The following is a 19,741-nucleotide window of genomic DNA, read 5'->3' on the forward strand; positions in this document are numbered from 1 at the left end:
GGGCGAATTTTCCCTGGGAACTGGCGTCTTGGCTGGGTGCGCGCCACTCCTTTGGCGCTCACGGGGGGCGATCGACAAGACGAGCGCCATGGGTGTGGCGCGCTCCCGGCAGAAGAGCATGACCGCCATCAACGCGGAGGTCACTCTGGCTCCAGTGGCGCGCTCTCAGCGGATGATCTGCGATGTCCGCGCGTCGCGCGCTCAGCGGATTCTGACGGCGGAGCCGACCAGCATGGCGACCAGGACGAAGTCGAATAAGTAGAACGTCGTCGACATCGAACTACCTCAGAGCTTGCAAGGTTTCGCGAATGAAGGCGCGAAGCCACGGGTCGCGCGCGAATCATTATGGCGCGCTACGCTTACGAATTGCTTTCTGCCGGGCTGCAGCAGGCGACCGGCCGTTGCGCCCGCTCAGCGCACCGGGGTCGTCGTCCGCGATGCCGCCAGCGCAGCGCGCTCGTCCGGCCCGAGGCCGAGCAGCTCGGCCAGAACGGTCTCCGTGTGCTGGCCCAGGGTCGGCGCCGGCGCGCGAACTTCCGCTGGCCCGCCGGCATGCAGGCGGATCGGCGAGATCGGTACGCGCGTGCGGCCTCGGCGCGGATGGTCGACATCGACCCAGAAGCCGCGCGCCTCGAGATGCGGGTCGCGCGCCACCTCGCGCACCGTCTTGACCGGCGAGCCCGGCACGTGAGCTTCGTTGAGCAGCCGCAGCACCTCGTCCTTGGTCCGCCCGATCGTCCAGGCCGAGATCATGTCGTCGATCTCGGCCATGCGCTGTGCCCGCTCCGGCATGGTCGCATAGCCCGGCGCCTCGAGCAGCTCGGCGCGACCAAGCAGCCGGCACATCGCCTGCCAGTGACGCTCGGCCGAGGTGAAGATCGCGACATGGCCGTCGGCACAGGGATAGGTGTTGTAGGGCGCGATGGCGAGCGCGGGATGGCGGTTGCCGGTGCGCTCGGGGACATTGGCATCGCCGTCCATCATCGCGCCGAGCGCCGAGGCGAGGCCGATCACCGCCGCCTCGTGCATGGCGACCTCGACGCGCTGACCCTCGCCGGTGCGCTCGCGCTGGACCAGGGCACCCAGGATGCCGGCGCAGAGATGGATGCCGGCCATGAAGTCGCAGACCGCAGGGCCGGCCTTGGTCGGCGGTCCGTCCTGCTGGCCGGTCGCGCTCATGATGCCGCTCATCGCCTGGATCGTGACGTCCATGGCGGCAAGGTCGCGATACGGCCCGTCGAGCCCGTAGCCCGAGCTGCCGCCATAGACCAGGCGCGGATTGATCTTGCGCAGCACGTCCCAGCCGATGCCGAGCCGGTCCATGACCCCGACGGCGAAATTCTCGACCACGACGTCTGCCTTGCGCGCCAGATCGAGGAAGATCTGCTTGCCGCGCTCCTGCTTGAGATCGAGGACCACCGACTCCTTGTTCGTGTTCAGCATGACCAGGGGGTAGGGCTCGACGTCGCGCTTGCGGCGGCGCACGACGTCGCCCTCCGGCGGCTCGATCTTGAGCACGCGCGCGCCCATGAAGCCCAGCAGCATGCCGCAGTAGGGTCCGTTGTAGATCTGCCCGAGATCGAGCACGAGCATCCCGTCGAGCGGGCGGCGGATGGTCATGATTTTTGTCGCCTGTTCGTCAAACAATGGAACGAGAAGGCGACCTTAGCATGAGGATGGCCTCAGAGAACCGGACGCCTGTCGCGCCACGGCGTGGCTTTCTCGTAGGCGTCGCCGGCGCGCAGCACCGTCGCGTCGTCGAACAGCCGGCCGACGATCTGCAGGGAGAACGGCAGTTTCGCATCGCTGAAGCCGCTGCACACGGAGAGCGCCGGATTGCCGGCGACATTGAACGGCATGGTGAAGGACGGCCTGGTGAACAGGCTCGACGGGGGCACCGGCTCGAGCTTTGCGGCCGGCTCGCCGGTCGGGAGCATCAGGAGATCGACCGTCGACAGCACCGATTGCAGGCTGCGCGCCAGGTCGGTCCTGAGTCGCATGGCGAGAATGTATTCCTCGGCACGAACCAGGCCGCCGGCGATGATGCGGTAACGCAGGCTGGCGCCGAACAGGTGCGGCCGAGTCCTGAGGTCCTTGCCGTGGATGGTGAACAGCTCGGCCACGGCGATGGTCTTCTTGCAATCGTCGAACTGCCGCAGCGGCGGCAGTATCACCGGACGCACGCTGGCGCCGAGGCTGCGGAACACGTCGAGCGCCGCCTCGAACGCCGCGCGGGTCGGCGGTGACAGAGGCAGGTCGTGCTCCAGCCACTGCGTCGGCACGCCGATCACCAGGCCTTTGACGTCGCCCGTCAAGGCGGCGCGGAAGTCGGGGACCGGTACGTTTGCCGATGCCGGATCCTCCGGGTCGTGACCGGCAATCACCTGCATCAGGATGGCCACGTCCTCGGTGGTCCAGGCGAGCGGCCCGGCGTGATCCTGGCTGAAGCTGTTGGGGATGACGCCGCGGCGGCTGACCAGGCCGTAGGTCGGCTTGAAGCCGGCGACGCCGCAAACCGCCGCCGGGCTGCGGATCGAGCCGCCGGTGTCGCTGCCGAGGGACGCCAGTGCAAATCCCGCTGCCACTGCGGCGGCCGAGCCCGACGACGAGCCGGCCGGCGAGCAGGTGCGGTCCCACGGATTGCGCGCCGGCGGGAACAGGATGTCCCACGACGGTCCGCCATGGGCGAACTCCCATGTCGCGTTCTTGCCCAGCAGGATGCCGCCGGCGGCCGCAAGCTTCTCCTGGCAGGCCGAATCGCGTGCCGGCACGTTGTCGGCCAGCAGCTTCGACATTGCGGTGGTGCGGATGCCGGCGGTGTCGAAGATGTCTTTCAGGCAATAGGGAATGCCGTGCAGGGGACTGCGCGGGCCGCCCGCCATGATGGCCGTCTCGGCTTGCTTCGCCTCGGCGCGGGCGCGCTCGGCGGTCAGCGTGACGAAGCTGTCGAGCTGGCTGTCGAGGGCGGCGATGCGGCCGAGATACGCCTCGGTGAGCTCGACCGGCGAGAGCTTGCGCTTGGCGGTCAGCCTCGACGCCTCGGCGATGGTGAGGAAGGCGAGCTCGCTCACGCTACGTCCTCTTCGGCCGGAAGGCGGTGGGCACGAACACGTGTGCCGGCTCGTCACCGTGCGGCCGCCCGCCCGGAAGGCGTTCGATCATCGCGCGGACATGGCCGTAGGCCTCGATCAGCTCCGCGCGATATTCCGCCGGAAGTTCGAGCCCCGCCAGGCGCGCGAGGCGAAGGATGTCGTCGTCGGAGATCGGATCGGTCATGGGCCGAGCTTCTCCCGTTGCAGACGACGATTGCAAGGCCGATGCCATGTCTTCTCCTCCCCAGCTCCGCTGGGGAGGTGTCGCCGTCTTACGGCGACGGAGGGGTCATGGTCTTCTGGACCGCGAGCGTCCCGCTCGCTCATATGGCCATGAGCGAGCGAAACGCTCGCGGTCCGGAAGAGGATGATCATGACCCCTCCGTCGGCGTAGGACGCCGACACCTCCCCAACGAAGTTGGGGAGGAGAGCCCGCGCTCCTACCTCCTGCCCCCCGCACGTTGCGTCATCACGAGCGCAATCCCGCCCAGCATCGCCGCCGAGGCGAGCAGCAGCCGCGTGGTGAGCGGCTCGCCGAGGAAGGCGACGCCGCCCAGCGCGACGATGGCGGGCATCGAGAGCTGCACGGTCGCGGCGTGCGTCGCCGACAGATGCTGAAGCGCTAAGTACCAGACGATGTAGCCGAAGCCCGTGGCAATGGCGCCCGAGGCGATCCCAAGGGCTAGACCGCTCGGGGCGACGTGGACGTCGCCCAGCCAGGCGAGATTGACCAGGAGGGTGGGCAGCACGCACCACAGCATGTTGATCGCATTGGCCTCCTCGGGATCGCCGACGCCGCGGGCAAGGATCGTGAACACTCCCCAGGCGGCTCCCGAGATCGCCATCAGCGCGGCGCCCAGCGGATCGGGTGCGGTTGCGCCGGGCAGCAGCAGGTAGAGCACGCCGGCGACCGCGATGCCGAATCCGGTCCACGACAGGACGGAGAATCTCTCGCCATGCACCAGGCCGACGCAGAACATGGTGAGCTGCACGCCGGCTATCAGGACCAGCGCGCCCGTGCCGGCGCCGAGCCGCGTATAGGCGAAGGAGAAGAAGACGAGATAGAGGAACACCGCCATGACCGACCACGGCTTGACGCGGCCGAGGCGAGGGAAGTGGCGACTTTTCAGCAAGACGCCGAGGCTCAGCAGAATCGCCGCCGACACGACGCGCACGCTGGTGAAGGTGGCCGGATCGATCAGGTCCGGCGCCAGCGCCAGCCGACAAAGAATCGAGTTTGCCGAGAAGCACAGGATGGCGACGCTGGTCAGGAGAAGCGTTCGACTCATGCTCATGCGGACCGCGAGCGTCTCGCCCGCTCAGGATTCATGAATCACAAGCGGGCGAGACGCCCGCGGTCCGCATGAGCATGACGGTTGTCACTTCTGCCCGGCGATGTGCTCGGCCAGATGCTCGGCGTCGAAGGCGACGCCGGAGAGGAACGACGAGCTCATCCTCGACAGCCACATCAGCCCCAGGAAATAGAGACCGGGCACCTCGGTGACGCCGTCGCGATGTCTCGGCAGCCCTTCGTCACCGAACACCGGCAGGTCGATCCAGCCGAAATCGCAGGCGTAGCCGGTCGACCAGATCACCGCCGAGATGCCGGCGGCGTCGAGATCGAGGCGGCGTATCGGCTCACGCACCTCCGGCGGATCGGCGAGCTGCGCGCGGGCGCCGGGTTCTGCTGGCACGTCGAGGCCATGGCGCGCGACGTAGGCGTCGACCAAGTCGAGGAAGGCGCCATAGGCGGCATCGCCGGCCGCCAGGCTGTCGGCAAGGTCGCGCGCGATCGCCAGCACGCGGCCCTGGTTGGAGGTGACCCGGCCGAGCAGGGTGATGCCCTGCATGGCGAATTGGCGGAAGTCGATCGTATGGCCGCCGTAGGCGCCGGTGATCAGCGGCAGCGCCCGATCCGGCCCGCGCTTGTCGACCGGTGTCTGGTCGAGCTTCATCTCGGCCAGCCACCGGATGAGATCGCGCCCGCGATAGCGCCGTGGCATGCGGCGATGATGGCCGACCGAGAGGAAGACGCGGCGGCCGGCGCGCACCAGCTCCTCGGCGATCTGCGCGCCCGACGCGCCGCCGCCGACGACCAGTACGGCGCCGGCCGGCAGTTGCTCCGGCGCGCGATAGCGGCTGGCATGAACCTGGAACAGGCCGGGCTGGTCGTGCAGCAGCGCCGGCATGACCGGCCGCTGGTAGGGGCCCGTCGCCACGATGACGTTGTCGGCGACGATCGGGCCAGCCGAGGTTTCGGCGCGGAAGCGTGCGCCGGACGCGGCGCGCTGCAGGCGCGTGACGTCGACGCCGCAGCGCACCGGCGCGGCGATGAAGGCGGCATAGGCGGTGAGGAACTCGACGATGTCGGGGCTGGTGGTGAAGCCGTCTGGATCGGCGTGGCGGAACGGGAAGTCGGGCAGCTGCACCGACCAGTTGGGGAACTGGAAGCGCAGCCCGTCCCAGCGCTCGCTCCGCCAGCGCTCGGCGATGCGGGCGCGCTCGAGCACGACGTGCGGCCGCCCGCGTCGGCTCAACATGTGGCTCGCCGTCAGTCCGGCCTGGCCGCCCCCGACGATCAGCGTCTCGACATGCTCGATCGCCATGGACTCCCGATCCCCCGCCTTACGCCTGCTGCCCGCGCACGCCAACGCATTCCAACATGGCATAAATTCCGTCATCCCGAGCGGAGCCGCCCGATCAGGCGCTGATTACAGCGCCATTGGCGGCGCAGTCGAGGGACCTTTCTTGCTTGCGCAGCAACAAGAAAGGTCCCTCCACTACACCTCGCTGCGCTCGGCTCCGGTCGGGATGACGGCTTGTTTTGCCAAATGCGAATGTCCTGCCGCGCACGCCGCCGATCTTGGCGCGGCGGCCGCCGGTTGCACAAGCTCGTCCGCCATCACCGGCCGGATTTCCCCGGCTCCCGACTTGTGCTGGAGCACATTTCATTCGGCTGGAATAGGCGAATGGAATGTGCCAGCGCCACGTAGTGGCGCGCCCTTGATGGAACCGCGAGCGGTTCCATCGGATCGAGAAACGCTCTAGGCTCGCCGGTCTCCAAGCCAACAACGACGAGGAAACGCGCCATGTCGACTGCGATTCTCGAGTCCCCCACCACCCAGTACGATGTCGAGGATGTCGAATACCTGCGTCACGGCGACAAGCCGCTGCTGGCGCGCCTCTTCATCCCGCGCGGCGCCGGGCCGTTTCCGGCGATGGTCGAGTGCCATGGCGGCGCCTGGTGCATGAGCGACCGCTTCACCGAGCGGCTGCGCCACGAATACATGGCCTCGCACGGCATCGTGTCCGTCGCGCTCGATTTCCGCTCCGGCAACGAGGACCCCTATCCGGCCTCGGTGCAGGACATCAACTACGCGGTTCGTTGGACCAAGGCCAATGCGCAGAAGCTCAAGACCCGGCCCGACCTGGTCGGCCTGTCGGGCCAGTCGAGCGGCGGGCATCTGGCGATGCTGGTCGCCATGCGCCCGCACGACCCGCGCTACGCCGCGATCAAGCTGCCGGCCGGATCGCCCGGGCACGATGCCAGCGTGCGCTGCGTGATCATGACCTGGCCGGTGATCAATCCGCTGAGCCGTTACCGCCACGCCAAGCGCGCCGAGGCCAGCGCCAATCCGCCGGCCTGGCCGAAATCGATCATCGCCCGCCAGGATTCGTACTGGCAGAGCGAGGCCGCCATGGCCGAGGGCAATCCGACGATGGCGCTCGAGCGCGGCGAGAAGGTGCTGACGCCGCCCGCCATCTGGTTCCAGGGTCAGGCCGATACCATGCATGACTACAAGGACGTCGAATCGGACTTCGACGGCAACGAGCCGCAACGTTTCTGCGCCCGCTACCGTGCCGCCGGCGGCTCGATCGCGCTCGAGTATCTCGAGATGGAACGCCAGGCCGGCAGCTCGCCCGACCTGTCCAAGGCCGGCGACATGTTCGACCGCATGGTGGCGTTCATCGACCGCCACGTGCGCGCCTGACCGTCGGTCACCGCGAGTATTCGAGGCTGTCGATCCATCGTTCCGCGGGTTTGAGGCTGGAGAAGATCTTCAGGGGGCGCCTCGCCGCTGCGAGGGCGCCCAGGACTCGCAGGACCAGGTGCGACTTGTCCTCCCGCAGGACGATGGCGAGGGGCCCGACCGGCCTGTCGTGGTACGACCTGATCCGGACGGCGATGCCCAACAGCTCGTGGGCGTCCATGCTGGTATCGCCGGCCGAGCCGTCGAACACCTTGGGATAGGCGAGCGCACCTTCGCTCGCCACGGCGTCGAGATAGGCGTCGATGTCGGCGCGTGTCACATCGCCTTCGGCGATCACGAGGACACGCTGCCTGTCGTGGTTGATGCGCCAGCGAAGTGTCATAAGGGCGATCAGCCGAATGCGGCGAACACCTCGTCGATCGCCGTCATCTGGTTGCCGGCGGCCGAGGACGGCACCAGGACCGGCGTGTGGACGCCGGCGGCGCGCCAGGCGGCAACCCCCTCGCGCACCTTGGCGGCCGGACCGAACAGTGTGTTGTCGGCCACCCACTTGTCGGTGAGATATTTCGGCACGTCGTCGCGGCGCCCTTCGTCGATCGCCTTCTCGATCGCCTCCATCTCCTCGGCGTAGCCCGCCTCCTTCCAGTAGTTCCGGTAGTTGGGCAGGAACGCGTAGTTGACGAGCGTGCGCCGGTTGACCGCGCGGGCGGCATCGACGTCGTCGCTGATGCAGGTCGGGATCATGTTGCCGATGAAGAAGGCCGGATCGTTGCGTCTGGCCGCCGGCAGAGCGGCCAGCGACGCGGCCATGTGGGAGAGCGAGGCGTTGGCGAACACCACGCCCTGGGCGAGTTCGCCCGACAGCGCCACCATGCGCTTACGCAGCGCCGCGACGATGATCGGCGGCAGCGCGCCGAACGAATCCTGGGCGCGGAACTTCTCAATGAAGGCGCGAGTGTCGGCGAGCGGCTTGCCGGGCGTCACGCCCATGCGCACGTGCGAGGGCCCGTGGGCGATGCCGATGCCGAGCCGGAAGCGTCCGCCCGACACCTCGTGCATCATCGCAGCACTCTGGGCGAAGTCGACGATGGTACGCTGGTAGATCGGTGCGATCGCCGTACCGAACGTGACCTTCTCGGTGGTCCAGGACAGCGCCTCGCACATCGACATGTTGCCGAACGGGCTCGGCACGTAGATGCCGGCGAAGCCCCGCCGCTCGGTCTCCTGGCAGAGTTCGATGGTGCGACGGCGGCGCCCCGGCATGGCGATCAGACAGAGAGCTGGCAGCGGTTCGGCCATCGCGACGAGTCCTTCGGTTTTCCGGAAGGCATCGTAGCGGCTCGCGGCGCGATGGCCAGTTTTCTTGCAGCGCCGCTCGCGGCGACTGCAAATTGTCTTCACATCTCCAATCCTCCCCCTGCGGCGCTGTAAACAGCGCCTAATCGGGGGAGGTGCCCCATAGGCGTCAAACTAAGAAGAATCCTCACCCTGAGGAGCGGCCCGCAGGGCCGCGTCTCGAATCGGGCGAAGTAACCTTCGCCCTTTGGTCGGCAAAGGAGGGACCGCTGCCACACCGCTTTTTCAACGATCTACTGTGTGGCCCATCCTTCGAGACGGCCGCTGCGCGGCCTCCTCAGGATGAGGATTCTTCTTAGTTTAACGCCTATGCGGAGGTGCCCCGTCATACGGGCCGGAGGGGGAAGGCCTCAGACAGGGCGCTTCAGATTCCGACGTCGGAATCGGAAAATTCCGGACTGGGGCATTCCCCCGGCATCCCCCGGCCCTCCGGGCCACCTCCCCCTGTGGCGCTGTTTACAGCGCCACAGGGGAGCGGATATTCCCTCAGGACGCGTAGGACTTGGCGACCTCGCCGTGCGCCCACTTGGCCGCTTCTTCGGCCGGCATGCCCTGGATCGCCTTGGCGTACATGTCGACGATGATGTACTTGGTCACTACCTCGGCGGCCTTGCGATTCGGCGGTCCGGCATAACCGACCAGACGCCCGACTCGCGGCAGATCGTGGAAGGGCTTCATCACCGGATCGGCGTCCCACACCTTGTGCTTTTCCCACTCCAGGGTGGCGCCGCAGGTGTAGCCCTGCTGTGAGGTGAACCATTCATCGTACACCGGCTTGGAATGGATCCAGCGCAGGAAATCCTTGGCCGCTTTCTGGTTCTTCGAGTACTTCATCAGCATGTCGGTGAAGACGCCCGGATTGTTGTACTGGCCGGCCGCCCCCTTGGGGATGTGGGCGTGCTGGATGTCCTGGAACATCGGCGTGCCCTTCTCGGTCTTGTAGGTGTCGGGCTTGCGCTTGGCTTCGATGTAGATCGAGGCGCCGTTCAGCGTGGCGCTGATGGTCTGCGACAGGAAGGCGCGATTGTTGTTGGTGTCGTCCCAGGCCAGGCCGCCTTCGTCCATGGCCTCCTTCCACAGGGCGACCGCGAACTTGATCGACTCGACGGTTTCCTTGCTGTTCAGGACGACCGTCTTGCCGTCCGCCTCGACCTCCTTGCCGCCCCATGACCACAGGTAGCAGTACCACCAGCCCGGCGCGTCGCCGAATGTGTGGCCGGCGGTCTGGCCGAACGGCCTGCCCTTGGCCTTGAGCTTCTTGCCGACCGCGCGGTAGCTGTCCCAATCGCCGGGAAACGTCGACGCACCGGCTTCTTCGAGCCACGACTTGCGATAGGCGATCAGTCCACCGCCGGCCGACCACGGCACGCCGATCCATTTGCCGCCGACCTGGGCGACCTGCTTGGAGACTTCATAGTAGCCGCCCTGGGCCTTTCCGATCTCCTCGGCGACGTCGGCGGCGTCGGCCAGGCTCTCGGCGTAGAGCTGCGGCCAGTTGCTGAAGCCCATGATGACATCGGCACCGGTTCCGGACTGGATTGCCGACGTGATGCGCGATTGCAGGTCATTGGCGTTGACCGTCTCTAGCTTGAGCGTGATGCCGGTCGCCTTCTTGCACTCCTGGGTGATCTTGCCTTTGAGCAAGGCGTCGGAAGCCGGCACGAAATCGGTCCATCTCAGCCAGTGCACCGTCTGCTCCTGCGCCAGGGCGGGTGCCCGCCCGCTGGCCAGGATGGCGGCCATTCCGCCAGCATGCGCCGCGACGGCGCCGGTTCCAGAGATCTTCAGAAGACGACGCCGCGCAATGCGAGTCATGAGGTTCCTCCCATCATGCTTGACCGCTGATCGATTATTCAGTGCTGGACCTACGCGTTCTCGGTCGCGCGACTCGGGCGTGCCGAGAAACTGAACGTCACCACGCGTCTCGAACTGGGCTACTGCGCTCGAACTGGACCACGGCCGCGGGGCCTGGAAGCCGGAACGTCCGGCCGCAAACAACTGCCTGGAACTCTCCGCTGGTCGGACCATACGCCAATTCTGCAGCACCTGCATACTGGGGTTGGACAGGGCATTCGCAGAGGCCAAATACCGTCATCCCGACCGGAGCTGAGTGTAGCGAGGCGCAGCGGAGGGGCCGGTTTCGTGCGGCGCTAGCAAGAAAGGTCCCTCGACTGCGCCGCCCTTCGGCTGCGCTCAGGGTGGGCCTTCCGGCGGCTCCGCTCGGGATGACGGATAAATTGAACACATGCGATTGCTCCGGCAGTTGGTATCGCGGCGATTCCCCCGCAACCGCGGCGGGCCGGGCGCATTGGCTCCGGGCAACCCGGGAGTCCGAATTGAAGGCAAGTCCCTCTCGACTGACCCGCGTGAAACGACAAGTTCAGACGGCCCTCGACGATGCCGTCGAGGACAGCTTTCCGTGCAGTGATCCGGTGTCGTTTCTGCAGCCTGCGCCCGTGAAGGAGGGCGACCGGGCTTTGCCTGCGGTCAAGGCGAATGGCCAGAGAGCGACCGCGCGCGGCTGACCGGAGCCACCTCTTCGTGCTGGCCAGGCGCCACGCCGCTCGGCCGGACGGGGCACCGGACGACGTCCATCGCGAAGACCTGGAAGAGGAAGCGACCCACATCACCGATGAGGCCCGCATGATCCTGCCCGGCGTGCAGGCCCTCATGGGTTTTCAGCTTATCGCCGTGTTCAACGAGAGATTCCAGCGCCTGGACGAAGGGCACCAGATCCTGCACCTGGTCGCCTTCCTGCTCGTCACCCTGGCGATGGGCCTGATCATGGCGCCGGCTGCCTATCACCGTCTTGCCGAGAGAGGCCGGGTCACGCGGCGCTTTGTCGATCTCGCGTCGACGCTGCTCTGTCTGGCCCTGCCGCCCTTGATGATCGGCGTGGCGTGCGACACCTACCTGATCGCTTACCTCGTGACCGGCCTGTCGGATGTGGCCTTGGGCTGTGCCGGATAGGTTCTGCTCGTTCTGGCGGCGCTGTGGCTGGGGTTGCCCTATCTCGCCCGGACGTCACGGTGGTAGGATCAGGCGTCGGTCGGACCCACGCTCATGAGGTCTGACTTTCGAGCGCGTCAAGCGGCCGGCGCCTGTACCGGATGGCCCTGCTTCAGATGGTGTCCGGTGTAGGAGCGTGTCTCCGGCGTGGGCAGCGCTTTGCCGGACTGGATGCTCTCGAGAAGCAGCTTCTTGCGTGCGGCGAGTCGGGCGCCCAGCGCGTCGACGTCGAGACCTGCCTCCTTGGCCTGGGCGAACAGGCCTTCGGAGCGCTTCTCCTCCTCCTTGACGTGATGCTTGATCAGCTCCGAAAGGACCTTGACCTTGGCATCGTAGAACTCCGCGTCGGGCTCGCTGGCGAGCAGCTCGGCGATCAGGACCTTGGCGCCGTCATGCTCTACATAGGCCTCGTCGAGGACATCCTCGTCCTCGATTCTCTCCTTGCAGGCCGGGTAGAAGATTTCTTCCTCGATGGTGGCGTGCACCATCAGCTCGGTGCAGATCTCGCGAACGAGAGCTTCCTTACGCTCTTCGCCTCGCGCGTGCTGGAACTTCTCGAATAGACCCTCGACTTTGCGATGGTCGGCCTTGAGGAGGGCGATCGCGTCTGACTTGCTTGCGGATGCCAAGGTACAATCTCCTTTTTGGTTGAGCTGTTGCCCTAACGGCGCAAGCGGCGGGGCGTTGCGCCGAAGGACGATCGAGACGCAATCGCGAGGGCGCCTAATAGCCGCCGATCACAGGCAGGATCTCGCCGGTGATGTAGCTCGAGCAGTGGGGCGAGGCGAGGAAGACGAAGGCGGGTGCGACCTCCTCCGGTTGGGCCGGCCGCTTCATCGGCATCTCGGAACCGAATTGGGCGACCTGCTCGGCTTCCTTGTCGGCCGGATTGAGCGGTGTCCAGACCGGCCCGGGCGCCACCGCGTTGACGCGGATTCCACGGGGCACCAGCTGGCCCGCCAGCGCGCGCGTGAAGGCGTGAATGCCGCCCTTGGTCATCGAGTAGTCGAGCAGGAACTTGCTGCCGCGCAAGCCGGCGACCGAGCCGTTGTTGACGATGGCGGAACCGGGTCTCATGTGCGGCACGGCGGCCTGCGCCATGAAGAAGTAGCCGTGGAGATTGGTTCTTATCGTCCGGTCGAATTGCTGGGCGTCGAGGTCCTCCAGCCGCAAGGCGTGAAGCTGGAAGGCGGCGTTGTTGACCAGCACGTCGAGACGGCCGAGCTCCTTTACCGTCCGTGCCACCGCGTCGAAGCAGAAGGTGCGGTCGGCCACGTCCCCGGCGATGACCAGGCAGCGGCGCCCCTCGGCCTCGACGGCCTGGCGGGTGATCTCCGCATCGGCCTGCTCGTCGAGATGCACGATGGCGATGTCCGCGCCCTCGCGCGCGAACAGCACGGCGATGGACCTTCCGATCCCCGAGTCGCCGCCGGTGATCAGGGCCACCTTGTCGCGAAGCTTGTTCGAGCCCTGATAGTACGGAGCATCGTAGAGAGGCGTCGGGTCGAGCCTGGCTTCGTCACCGGGCTTGCTCTGGTGTTGTAGGGGCAGCGGCGGTTCGGGGTAGTGACGCATGCCCGCTTGCATGGCCTGTTTGGGCTTCGACTGCTTGTGCCGCCGGTCGGCGACCCGTCGTCGGTCCTGCAGATCGCGGTATCGCTCGACCGTCGCCTTCGCCTTCTGGGATGCCGTTTTGCTGGTGGCCATCGTACGCTCCGGATTTCCAGCTGCTCGAGGCCATGGGAACGCCAACCCGCGCCGGCAGTTGCGCCGCCTGCTGTCGGATCGTCGATAAAATCCGGCGACGCGTGAAACCCACACCCGGTCAGGCTGTTAGCGAGGCAAGCACCTCGCGCGCATTCGCGTCGCGCGCATCGAGGCTCGGCAATGTCCACGGAAGCGAGGAGACCATCATGGCCAGGTATTCGCGAAGCGCGAGCAGAGACGTGAAGGGCGCGATGGAGCGTCGCAAGAAGGGAACGTTGAAACGTGGCAAAGCGGGCCGCGGCGGCAGAGTGACGAGCCGCAAGCAGGCTGTCGCCATCGGCCTTTCGGAAGCGCGCAAGAAGGGCAAAAAGGTCCCGAGCCGCAGGGCGCGCAGCAGATAGATCGGCGATCGACGAAGTCCCGGATCGGCCCGGGCGTTGCCGTTTCGGTTGCTTCCCCTTCCAACGCCCTTTCATCGCAAGCAGAGGAGAGGACCTTGACCCCTGAAACGACCAAGATCACGTCCAGCAGCCTGATCGCTGCCGAGAGGGTGGAAGGAACCAGCGTGTACAATCTCGCAGGCGAGAAGCTCGGCACCGTCGAGGACATCATGCTCGACAAGGTGAGCGGCAAGGCGATCTATGCCGTGATGTCGTTCGGCGGCTTCCTGGGCATCGGCGAGAAATACCATCCGCTGCCCTGGTCGACCCTGAAGTACGACGAGGCCAAGGGTGGCTACGTCGTCAATCTCGACAAGAAGAAACTCGAGAGCGCGCCGACCTACGGCGTGGACGACGATTTCCACTGGACGCCGGAATATGGCCGGCGCGTCGACAAGTATTACGACGCGCCGACTTTCTGGTAAGTCCGGTCGATCAGCGCGCAACAAGAAGGCCCACCCGCGAGGGGTGGGCCTTCTCCGTTCGAGGCGGGCTGGCTCAGCGCGCCAGCCGGCTTTCCTTCTTGTAGTCCGGCATCGCCTTCAGCGAGTCCTTGGTCCAGCTCGTCACCAGCACCACGGAGTTACCGTCGCGCTGGAACTGGATGTCCTCCCACTTCACGGCAACGTCCTTCGAGCCGACGCCCAGGAAGCCGCCGACCGATACCACGACGGTCCTGATCGCACCCTTGTTGTCGATGAAGACGTCGTCGATCTTGCCCACCGTCTCCTTGGCCTGATTCCGTACCGACGCGCCGATCAGGGCGCTTCCCGACATGTTGCCTTCGGCGTTGAAGTCACCCTTCACGGCTGCCTGGTCGCGAGCCGGTGCGCGGGTATCCACGCCCGCCGCCGGCGGCGTGCGGTCGGCCGCCGCACCGCGTGTTGGCTCGGCGGTCCACGGTCCCTTGTCGGTGAAGACTTGGCCGCGCCACGCCTCGTCCTTGTACTTGTAAGGCGGCATGGCTGCGAGCTGGTCCTTGGTCATGTTGACCCTCACGGTTTCGCCGTTGTCGGAGATCACGAGGTCCGACCACTTCAGGCTGACCTCGCGCTCGCCAACTCCCAGGAAGCCGCCCACGCCGACCATGACGCTGTCGACCTTGCCGTCGGACCCGATATGGATCGATTTGATCTCGCCGATCGTCTCGTTGTCGGCGTTCTTGATGTTGCGGCCAATCAACTTGCGCGTGTCGGCCGAGGCGGTCGCATCGTGTGGCGTGGTCGCCGTGACAGAGGGAGGCGACGCCGCCTGCTGTGCCGGGCTCTGGGCATAGGCAACGGCTGCCCCGCCGCTCAGCAACGCCGCGATCAGGAATTTCTTGAACATTTTGTTACCTCTCTTGGTGGCTATTGGTTTCCCCCAACGAGGCTTGTTCGCATTCGTTGCCGGGTGGCTTGGGGTATCACGATGGGCGATTCCGCCTCGCCCATCCAAAAGTCACCCGCGCCCACAATAATAAATCGTTGGGCATCCGAAATATTCGGAACTTTGCAGTTCCCGCGCCGTTCGCCGGCCGAAGGGAGAATTGCAATGGATGGCATCGTTTACCTGGTCGGACTGGTCGTCATCGTGATGTTCATCCTGTCCTTCCTCGGACTGCGCTAGGGAGGGACAGATGCCTGATGCTCGAACGGTGGAAGCCAACCCTGTCACGGCGACGGTCGTGGCGCCCGCGGACGGTCGGTACTTCGAATGGGGACCAGTAATCCTGGGTACCCTGGGCGCGAGCGCCATCTCGATCGTGCTGCTGACGTTCGGGGCGGCCCTCGGTCTCGCTGGTGTTTCTCCCTATCCCTACGCTGGGCTGTCAGCCAAGGCGCTCGGCATCCTGTCGGCAACCTTTGCGGCAATCGTCGTCGTCATCAGCTTTGCGTTGGGCGGCTATCTGGCCGGCCGGACGCGCAGCGCCTGGGCGGGCGGAAGCACCGTCGAATCGCACTTTCGCGACGGCGCCCATGGCTTTGGCGTATGGGCGTTGAGCGTCGTCCTGGGCAGCGTGCTGGCGGTGTCGGGGGCCGCGGGGGTCTTCAAGACGGCGCTGCAATCGACCACGGCGGTGGTCGCGGCCGGTGCGGCCGGCGCCGGCGCCAATCCGGCGACCGGTGCGGCAGCGGCCCGGCTGTCCACTGGCGCGTCGGACTATGCCGTGGACAGGATCCTGGCGCCGTCGGACAGCGCCGCGCCCGCAGGTGGCACCGCCCGGGGAGAATTGGCGCCTGCGATTGCCCGGGCGCTTGCTGCCAATCTTGAGAACCCACAACTGGACGTGACTGATCGCACCATGCTCGTGCGTGTGGTGGTGCGCCAGACGGGCATGCCCCAGGCCGAGGCCGAGAAGCGCGTCGACGAGGCCTTTGCCAACTTCAAGGCGGCGGAACGGAAGGCCCGGGATGCCGCCGAAGCCGCACGCAAGGGCGCGCTGATCGCGGGCTTCGCCGCCGCGGCGATCCTGGCCGTCGCCTGCGCGGCGTCCTGCCTTGGTGCGTCGCTGGGCGGACGACACCGCGACGAGGGCACGCTCGTCAGCTTCTTCGGATCGCCTCGGTTCTGGTAGCCGGGGCAGGTCGGCTCCGGGCTGGGCCGGTCTCAGAGCCGGCCCAGCTCGAAATCCGTGCAGGAGCCGCCGAAGGCCGACAGGCCTGCCTCGAGGTGGTCGGAAAGCAGGGGCTCGCCGAGCAGGTAGTCGGCCGTGCGCTTGTTGCGCAATTCGCGCGCCTGCTCCTTCAGCTCGTCCCAGTCATCGAGCGTGCCGTCGCCGCGGCCGAGCCACAGCAGGGCGACCAGCTCGGTCTGCTCGTCCTCGTCGAGCGCGTCGATGAACTCGCGCAGTTCGGCTTCCGTCGGGTCGCCGGCATGGCCCTCGAGACTCGCGATCATCCTGTCGTCGCTGCCGTTCGATGCCAGGTCGGTGTCGGTCTCGACATCCTGGGCGTCGAACTCGCGCGCCTTGACGATGATGTGGCAAATCGTGTCGGACGCGACCGTGAGTGCTGGATCGGCCATCGGAGTACCCCATCGAACGTGCTGCCTCTCGCGAAGGCCCGTCGTTTCCCCGGACCACGGCGAGGTCGTGCGAGAAACGATTCAGCGCCTTGCGAGTTGCCACGGCGGCGATGCAACGGGCGCGAGTCCTGCGCGTTAATGGGCGCGTCGATCGGCAGGAGGAAGCCATGACCGAGTGCGAGCGCCTGCTCGAGGAGCTCAAGTCCAAGGCCGTGGAGGTGGTGAGCGCCGAGGAGGCGGCGCGCCGGCCCGGCGCCTCGGAAAAGGACATATCCGACGCGCGGATGCTGCGCGAGGCCTTCATTGGGCTGCGCCAGCTCGCCGCCGATCAGGTCGCCAGGGAGGGAACGTCGCGCGATGCCCAGTCTCTTGCCCAGGTGATGGCGCAGCTCAGCTGAAGGATGGCCAATGCCTCGAGCACGCACGCGCGGCTCGGTTTGGCTGGATTCGCGCGGTGCGCGGGTTCTCCGCCATGCCGGGGACACCGTCGACCGCCGCCGTGTCGCGCCGGCCCGCCACATCGCCGGTCCGGGTCCCATCACGACAATGGCAGTCATCCGACCCATTGTCTGACCCTTCACCTCGCCTTCTGAGGTTCAGAGGTCTGACCATTGTGATTTGGTTCACCTCTAACGATTGAGGTGTTCGTCCGCGCATCCGACGGGGGATATCTGCAAAGCGCCTGCCGACACGGACCGAGCGCATCTGACGTACCGACTGGTCCCATCACGAGGACGTCATCCAGCGTCGACCCGCGCACGTACCAATATACAGTAATGTGCAATCCAACCAGGGTAAGGCTCATGTGAGGCTGCACGGCTTACCAAAATTCTGCCATAGGATCGGCGTAAATAGTAAAGTGGGCGTGCCCGGCTTGGGGTCGGTTTCGGGCGCGTGGGGTCGAGTATCGGTTTTCATCGGATGGCGTCCAAACGCGCGCAGGTGCGTGTGGCGATCGCTTGACTTGGGGTCCCGGCAGCACCGGAAGAGCGGGGGTGTGACATGGTGGCCACTTTCACGGCATTGGTGCGCGGTGGCGGCCGCTGGCACGACGGCTCAGGCACGATCACCTATTCCTTCCCGACCAAGGTGCCGGGTTATTTCCCGAAGGTCGATTACGACGGCGTGGCGGGTGATGACGCGGTCCGGATCCTGGAGTTCAATGCGAACGTCGTCGACGAGATCGTTCCATTCGGCGCCGACATAGGCCTGAACGTCGCGCAGCAGGCGGCGGCGGTTCGCGCGGTCACCACCTGGAACGAGTTCGCGAACATCAACGCCGTCAGGATCGGGGTCGGCGGCGGCAGCGGACCGGGGACCCAGGTGACCGGGGATGGCACCTTGGCCAGCGTGTCGGGCGGCACCCCGCTGGCGCGCGGCGACGATGGCCCTAATCCGCAGGTCGACATCACCTCGGTGTTCGCCAATGGCCTCAATTTCTTCGGCACGACCTACAAGGAGCTGTTCGTCAACATGAACGGCAGCGTGTCGTTCGGCGCTGCCGTCAGTACCTACACGCCGACCACGATCACCGCCGGCGGCACGCCGCTGATCGCGCCGTTCTGGGCCGACGTCGACACGCGACTGGACACGACCGATCCCATCACCGGCCCGGGACCACAGGCCGTCTACACCCTCGACACGACGAACAAGATCTTCACCGTCACGTGGCCCGGCGTCGACTACTTCAACGTCAACGCGACGACCCACATTCCCCTGGCCAACAAGTTCCAGTTGCAGCTGTACGATCGCGGCGGCGGCAACGCCACTACGGGCAACGATTTCGACATCGTCTTCCGCTACGAGCAGATCCAGTGGACGGCGGGCGACGCGAGCGGCGGCAAGAACGGCCTGGGTGGGACCACGGCGCACGCCGGCTGGACCTCCGGCAAGGGTGATTTCGAGGAGGTGCCGGCGTCGGGCATCGAATCGGCGATGCTCAACCTGCCGACGACGCCGGGAAATACCGGCGAGCGGGGCCTCTACGTCTACCAGGTCCGGGCCGGGGAGGTCGTCACCAGCGACATCATCTTCGGCGCCTGGGCCGCCTACTCCACCGACGGCACGGACGAGGACGGGATCGCCGGACTGCCGCCCTCGACCGTGGCGGGCGCACCGGTGCTCTCGACCTATCCGGGGGCCGACATCCAGAATAAACTGCTCGGTCAGAACGCCCAGAGCCCGGCGGGCGCCACGATCGGCACGCCGAGCCCGCACGGCGACCTGTTCTTCAACAACAACTACGGCCAGGGGATCACCAATCCCGGCTTTCAGGATTACGGCCAGTTCACTTTCCTTCACGAGTATGGCCACGCGCTCGGCCTCTCTCATCCGAACGGCAAGGATGCGGACCCGGAGTACGATCAACAGCTGACGGTGATGTCGTACAATCGGCATCCGACCCAATCCGACAAGGCCGGCATCGACCTCAAGGCAGCGATCTACCCGATCACGCCGATGCTGTTCGACATCATGGCCGTCTGGGGCCTGTACGGGGCGAACGTCACCACGCGAACCGAGGACAACACCTATTTCGGGCCAGCGGTCGACGGCACGACGCGCGTCTATCCGTACCTGTTCAACCGCTCGTCGGATCAGGCCGGCCTCGACTACTGGACGGGCCAGGTCAAGGGGGCGCTGCAGGCCGGCCAGTTCGTGGGCTTGGTGCTGATCAACATCATGAGCGGGGCGCAGGACACGGCGGCGGGCCAGGACATCACCACGCTGATGGGCAAGGTGGCCGTGAGCCTCGCCTACGTGCAGGAGCAGCAGGAGCATAACACGATGTGGCTGGGGGCCAGCGACATCGCCGCGGCGACCAACCTGCTCGATCCCGTCGGCTCGGACCCGACGAGCGTGCTCACCGGCATCCGCAATGCCGAAGCGCTGATCGCCGCGCATCCATTAGCAGCGCGTGATTAGTTCGTTAAAAAATCGCCCACAGGCGAAAGCTCCCGGGGTGTCGGTTGACACCCCGAGGCGCTTCGTGTGCCGTTGATGTCAGGGGGCCTTCTTGGTGAAGTGGTTTGGGGGAACAGCATGGCGGTGAAGTTCGATGGCCTCATCGTTCCGGGTAACGATGAGCGCTTGGGCGTGTCCGGCGCTCCGCTCATAATGTCGATTGGGATCGAGTGCACGA

General features: G+C 66.3%; 20 protein-coding genes. 8 read left to right on the forward strand and 12 right to left on the reverse strand.

Annotated elements, in window-relative coordinates:
• Window positions 1-262 (forward strand): hypothetical protein (locus AB7O82_RS09385; RefSeq protein WP_428619244.1); only part of this gene is annotated, 262 nt, incomplete at its 5' end.
• A 149-nt stretch (window positions 263-411) separates the two neighbouring features.
• Here the strand turns inward: AB7O82_RS09385 and AB7O82_RS09390 are convergent.
• From AB7O82_RS09390 to AB7O82_RS09410, 5 genes are all read right to left on the reverse strand, one after another.
• Window positions 412-1,620 (reverse strand): CaiB/BaiF CoA transferase family protein, encoded by a 1,209-nt coding sequence (locus AB7O82_RS09390; protein ID WP_428544750.1) that lies wholly within the window; start codon window positions 1,618-1,620, stop codon window positions 412-414.
• A 62-nt stretch (window positions 1,621-1,682) separates the two neighbouring features.
• The gene (locus tag AB7O82_RS09395; protein ID WP_428544747.1) at window positions 1,683-3,071 is read right to left on the reverse strand and encodes an amidase; all 1,389 of its coding nucleotides are present in this window, start codon (window positions 3,069-3,071) and stop codon (window positions 1,683-1,685) included.
• 1 nt (window position 3,072) lies between these two features.
• Window positions 3,073-3,276: a hypothetical protein gene (locus AB7O82_RS09400; RefSeq protein ID WP_428544744.1), complete on the reverse strand. Its 204-nt coding sequence runs from the start codon at window positions 3,274-3,276 to the stop codon at window positions 3,073-3,075.
• 256 nt (window positions 3,277-3,532) lie between these two features.
• Window positions 3,533-4,381 carry a DMT family transporter gene (locus AB7O82_RS09405; RefSeq protein ID WP_428619246.1) on the reverse strand — a complete coding sequence of 283 codons (849 nt, stop codon included), beginning with the start codon at window positions 4,379-4,381 and terminating at the stop codon, window positions 3,533-3,535.
• A gap of 90 nt (window positions 4,382-4,471) precedes the next feature.
• On the reverse strand, window positions 4,472-5,698 hold the full coding sequence (locus AB7O82_RS09410) for an NAD(P)-binding domain-containing protein (protein WP_428544738.1): 1,227 nt from the start codon (window positions 5,696-5,698) through the stop codon (window positions 4,472-4,474).
• 483 nt (window positions 5,699-6,181) lie between these two features.
• Between AB7O82_RS09410 and AB7O82_RS09415 the strand changes: the two genes are divergently transcribed.
• The gene (locus AB7O82_RS09415; protein WP_428544735.1) at window positions 6,182-7,084 is read left to right on the forward strand and encodes an alpha/beta hydrolase; all 903 of its coding nucleotides are present in this window, start codon (window positions 6,182-6,184) and stop codon (window positions 7,082-7,084) included.
• A gap of 7 nt (window positions 7,085-7,091) precedes the next feature.
• On the opposite strand, the gene AB7O82_RS09420 is transcribed toward AB7O82_RS09415, so the two are convergent.
• From AB7O82_RS09420 to AB7O82_RS09430, 3 genes are all read right to left on the reverse strand, one after another.
• A complete protein-coding gene (locus AB7O82_RS09420; RefSeq protein WP_428544732.1) occupies window positions 7,092-7,466 on the reverse strand; it encodes a hypothetical protein in 375 nt (124 codons plus the stop codon).
• A gap of 8 nt (window positions 7,467-7,474) precedes the next feature.
• Complete coding sequence (locus AB7O82_RS09425; RefSeq protein ID WP_428544729.1) at window positions 7,475-8,383, reverse strand: LLM class flavin-dependent oxidoreductase; 909 nt, start codon at window positions 8,381-8,383, stop codon at window positions 7,475-7,477.
• A gap of 543 nt (window positions 8,384-8,926) precedes the next feature.
• A complete protein-coding gene (locus AB7O82_RS09430) occupies window positions 8,927-10,255 on the reverse strand; it encodes an ABC transporter substrate-binding protein (protein WP_428544726.1) in 1,329 nt (442 codons plus the stop codon).
• A gap of 726 nt (window positions 10,256-10,981) precedes the next feature.
• On the opposite strand from AB7O82_RS09430, the gene AB7O82_RS09435 reads away from it, so the two are divergent.
• A complete protein-coding gene (locus AB7O82_RS09435) occupies window positions 10,982-11,410 on the forward strand; it encodes a DUF6328 family protein (protein WP_428544723.1) in 429 nt (142 codons plus the stop codon).
• A gap of 116 nt (window positions 11,411-11,526) precedes the next feature.
• Here the strand turns inward: AB7O82_RS09435 and AB7O82_RS09440 are convergent, their stop codons facing one another.
• A complete protein-coding gene (locus tag AB7O82_RS09440; RefSeq protein ID WP_428544720.1) occupies window positions 11,527-12,078 on the reverse strand; it encodes a hemerythrin domain-containing protein in 552 nt (183 codons plus the stop codon).
• Window positions 12,079-12,172: 94 nt separating this feature from the next.
• Entirely contained in the window at window positions 12,173-13,156 is a 984-nt protein-coding gene (locus tag AB7O82_RS09445) for an SDR family oxidoreductase (protein ID WP_428544717.1), read from the reverse strand.
• A 206-nt stretch (window positions 13,157-13,362) separates the two neighbouring features.
• On the opposite strand from AB7O82_RS09445, the gene AB7O82_RS09450 reads away from it, so the two are divergent.
• Together AB7O82_RS09450 and AB7O82_RS09455 are read left to right on the forward strand one after the other, a co-directional pair.
• Window positions 13,363-13,557 (forward strand): DUF6496 domain-containing protein, encoded by a 195-nt coding sequence (locus AB7O82_RS09450; RefSeq protein ID WP_428544714.1) that lies wholly within the window; start codon window positions 13,363-13,365, stop codon window positions 13,555-13,557.
• A 95-nt stretch (window positions 13,558-13,652) separates the two neighbouring features.
• Window positions 13,653-14,021 carry a PRC-barrel domain-containing protein gene (locus AB7O82_RS09455; protein WP_428544711.1) on the forward strand — a complete coding sequence of 123 codons (369 nt, stop codon included), beginning with the start codon at window positions 13,653-13,655 and terminating at the stop codon, window positions 14,019-14,021.
• Between the two features lie 73 nt (window positions 14,022-14,094).
• Here AB7O82_RS09455 and AB7O82_RS09460 read toward each other — a convergent pair whose 3' ends face one another.
• The gene (locus tag AB7O82_RS09460; RefSeq protein ID WP_428544708.1) at window positions 14,095-14,925 is read right to left on the reverse strand and encodes a PRC-barrel domain-containing protein; all 831 of its coding nucleotides are present in this window, start codon (window positions 14,923-14,925) and stop codon (window positions 14,095-14,097) included.
• Between the two features lie 307 nt (window positions 14,926-15,232).
• Here AB7O82_RS09460 and AB7O82_RS09465 point away from each other — a divergent pair, with 307 nt between their 5' ends.
• Window positions 15,233-16,153 carry a hypothetical protein gene (locus AB7O82_RS09465; protein WP_428544705.1) on the forward strand — a complete coding sequence of 307 codons (921 nt, stop codon included), beginning with the start codon at window positions 15,233-15,235 and terminating at the stop codon, window positions 16,151-16,153.
• Window positions 16,154-16,185: 32 nt separating this feature from the next.
• Here AB7O82_RS09465 and AB7O82_RS09470 read toward each other — a convergent pair whose 3' ends face one another.
• Window positions 16,186-16,602 (reverse strand): DUF3775 domain-containing protein, encoded by a 417-nt coding sequence (locus AB7O82_RS09470; protein ID WP_428619249.1) that lies wholly within the window; start codon window positions 16,600-16,602, stop codon window positions 16,186-16,188.
• Window positions 16,603-16,769: 167 nt separating this feature from the next.
• Between AB7O82_RS09470 and AB7O82_RS09475 the strand changes: the two genes are divergently transcribed.
• Both AB7O82_RS09475 and AB7O82_RS09480 read left to right on the forward strand, forming a co-directional pair.
• Entirely contained in the window at window positions 16,770-17,000 is a 231-nt protein-coding gene (locus AB7O82_RS09475; RefSeq protein WP_428544696.1) for a hypothetical protein, read from the forward strand.
• Between the two features lie 604 nt (window positions 17,001-17,604).
• Complete coding sequence (locus AB7O82_RS09480) at window positions 17,605-19,524, forward strand: nidogen-like domain-containing protein (RefSeq protein ID WP_428619252.1); 1,920 nt, start codon at window positions 17,605-17,607, stop codon at window positions 19,522-19,524.
• Window positions 19,525-19,741: the final 217 nt, after the last annotated feature.

Source organism: Reyranella sp. (genome assembly GCF_050185545.1).
Lineage (GTDB): Bacteria > Pseudomonadota > Alphaproteobacteria > Reyranellales > Reyranellaceae > Reyranella.

What these genes read in the sequence shown, in the direction of transcription:
- AB7O82_RS09390 (WP_428544750.1), bottom strand. Translation starts at nt 1,620, where the DNA reads ATGACCATCCGCCGCCCGCTCGACGGGATGCTCGTGCTCGATCTCGGG.
- AB7O82_RS09400 (WP_428544744.1), bottom strand. Translation starts at nt 3,276, where the DNA reads ATGACCGATCCGATCTCCGACGACGACATCCTTCGCCTCGCGCGCCTG.
- AB7O82_RS09405 (WP_428619246.1), bottom strand. Translation starts at nt 4,381, where the DNA reads ATGAGTCGAACGCTTCTCCTGACCAGCGTCGCCATCCTGTGCTTCTCG.
- AB7O82_RS09410 (WP_428544738.1), bottom strand. Translation starts at nt 5,698, where the DNA reads ATGGCGATCGAGCATGTCGAGACGCTGATCGTCGGGGGCGGCCAGGCC.
- AB7O82_RS09415 (WP_428544735.1), top strand. Translation starts at nt 6,182, where the DNA reads ATGTCGACTGCGATTCTCGAGTCCCCCACCACCCAGTACGATGTCGAG.
- AB7O82_RS09420 (WP_428544732.1), bottom strand. Translation starts at nt 7,466, where the DNA reads ATGACACTTCGCTGGCGCATCAACCACGACAGGCAGCGTGTCCTCGTG.
- AB7O82_RS09425 (WP_428544729.1), bottom strand. Translation starts at nt 8,383, where the DNA reads ATGGCCGAACCGCTGCCAGCTCTCTGTCTGATCGCCATGCCGGGGCGC.
- AB7O82_RS09430 (WP_428544726.1), bottom strand. Translation starts at nt 10,255, where the DNA reads ATGACTCGCATTGCGCGGCGTCGTCTTCTGAAGATCTCTGGAACCGGC.
- AB7O82_RS09445 (WP_428544717.1), bottom strand. Translation starts at nt 13,156, where the DNA reads ATGGCCACCAGCAAAACGGCATCCCAGAAGGCGAAGGCGACGGTCGAG.
- AB7O82_RS09450 (WP_428544714.1), top strand. Translation starts at nt 13,363, where the DNA reads ATGGCCAGGTATTCGCGAAGCGCGAGCAGAGACGTGAAGGGCGCGATG.
- AB7O82_RS09460 (WP_428544708.1), bottom strand. Translation starts at nt 14,925, where the DNA reads ATGTTCAAGAAATTCCTGATCGCGGCGTTGCTGAGCGGCGGGGCAGCC.
- AB7O82_RS09470 (WP_428619249.1), bottom strand. Translation starts at nt 16,602, where the DNA reads ATGGCCGATCCAGCACTCACGGTCGCGTCCGACACGATTTGCCACATC.
- AB7O82_RS09475 (WP_428544696.1), top strand. Translation starts at nt 16,770, where the DNA reads ATGACCGAGTGCGAGCGCCTGCTCGAGGAGCTCAAGTCCAAGGCCGTG.
- AB7O82_RS09480 (WP_428619252.1), top strand. Translation starts at nt 17,605, where the DNA reads ATGGTGGCCACTTTCACGGCATTGGTGCGCGGTGGCGGCCGCTGGCAC.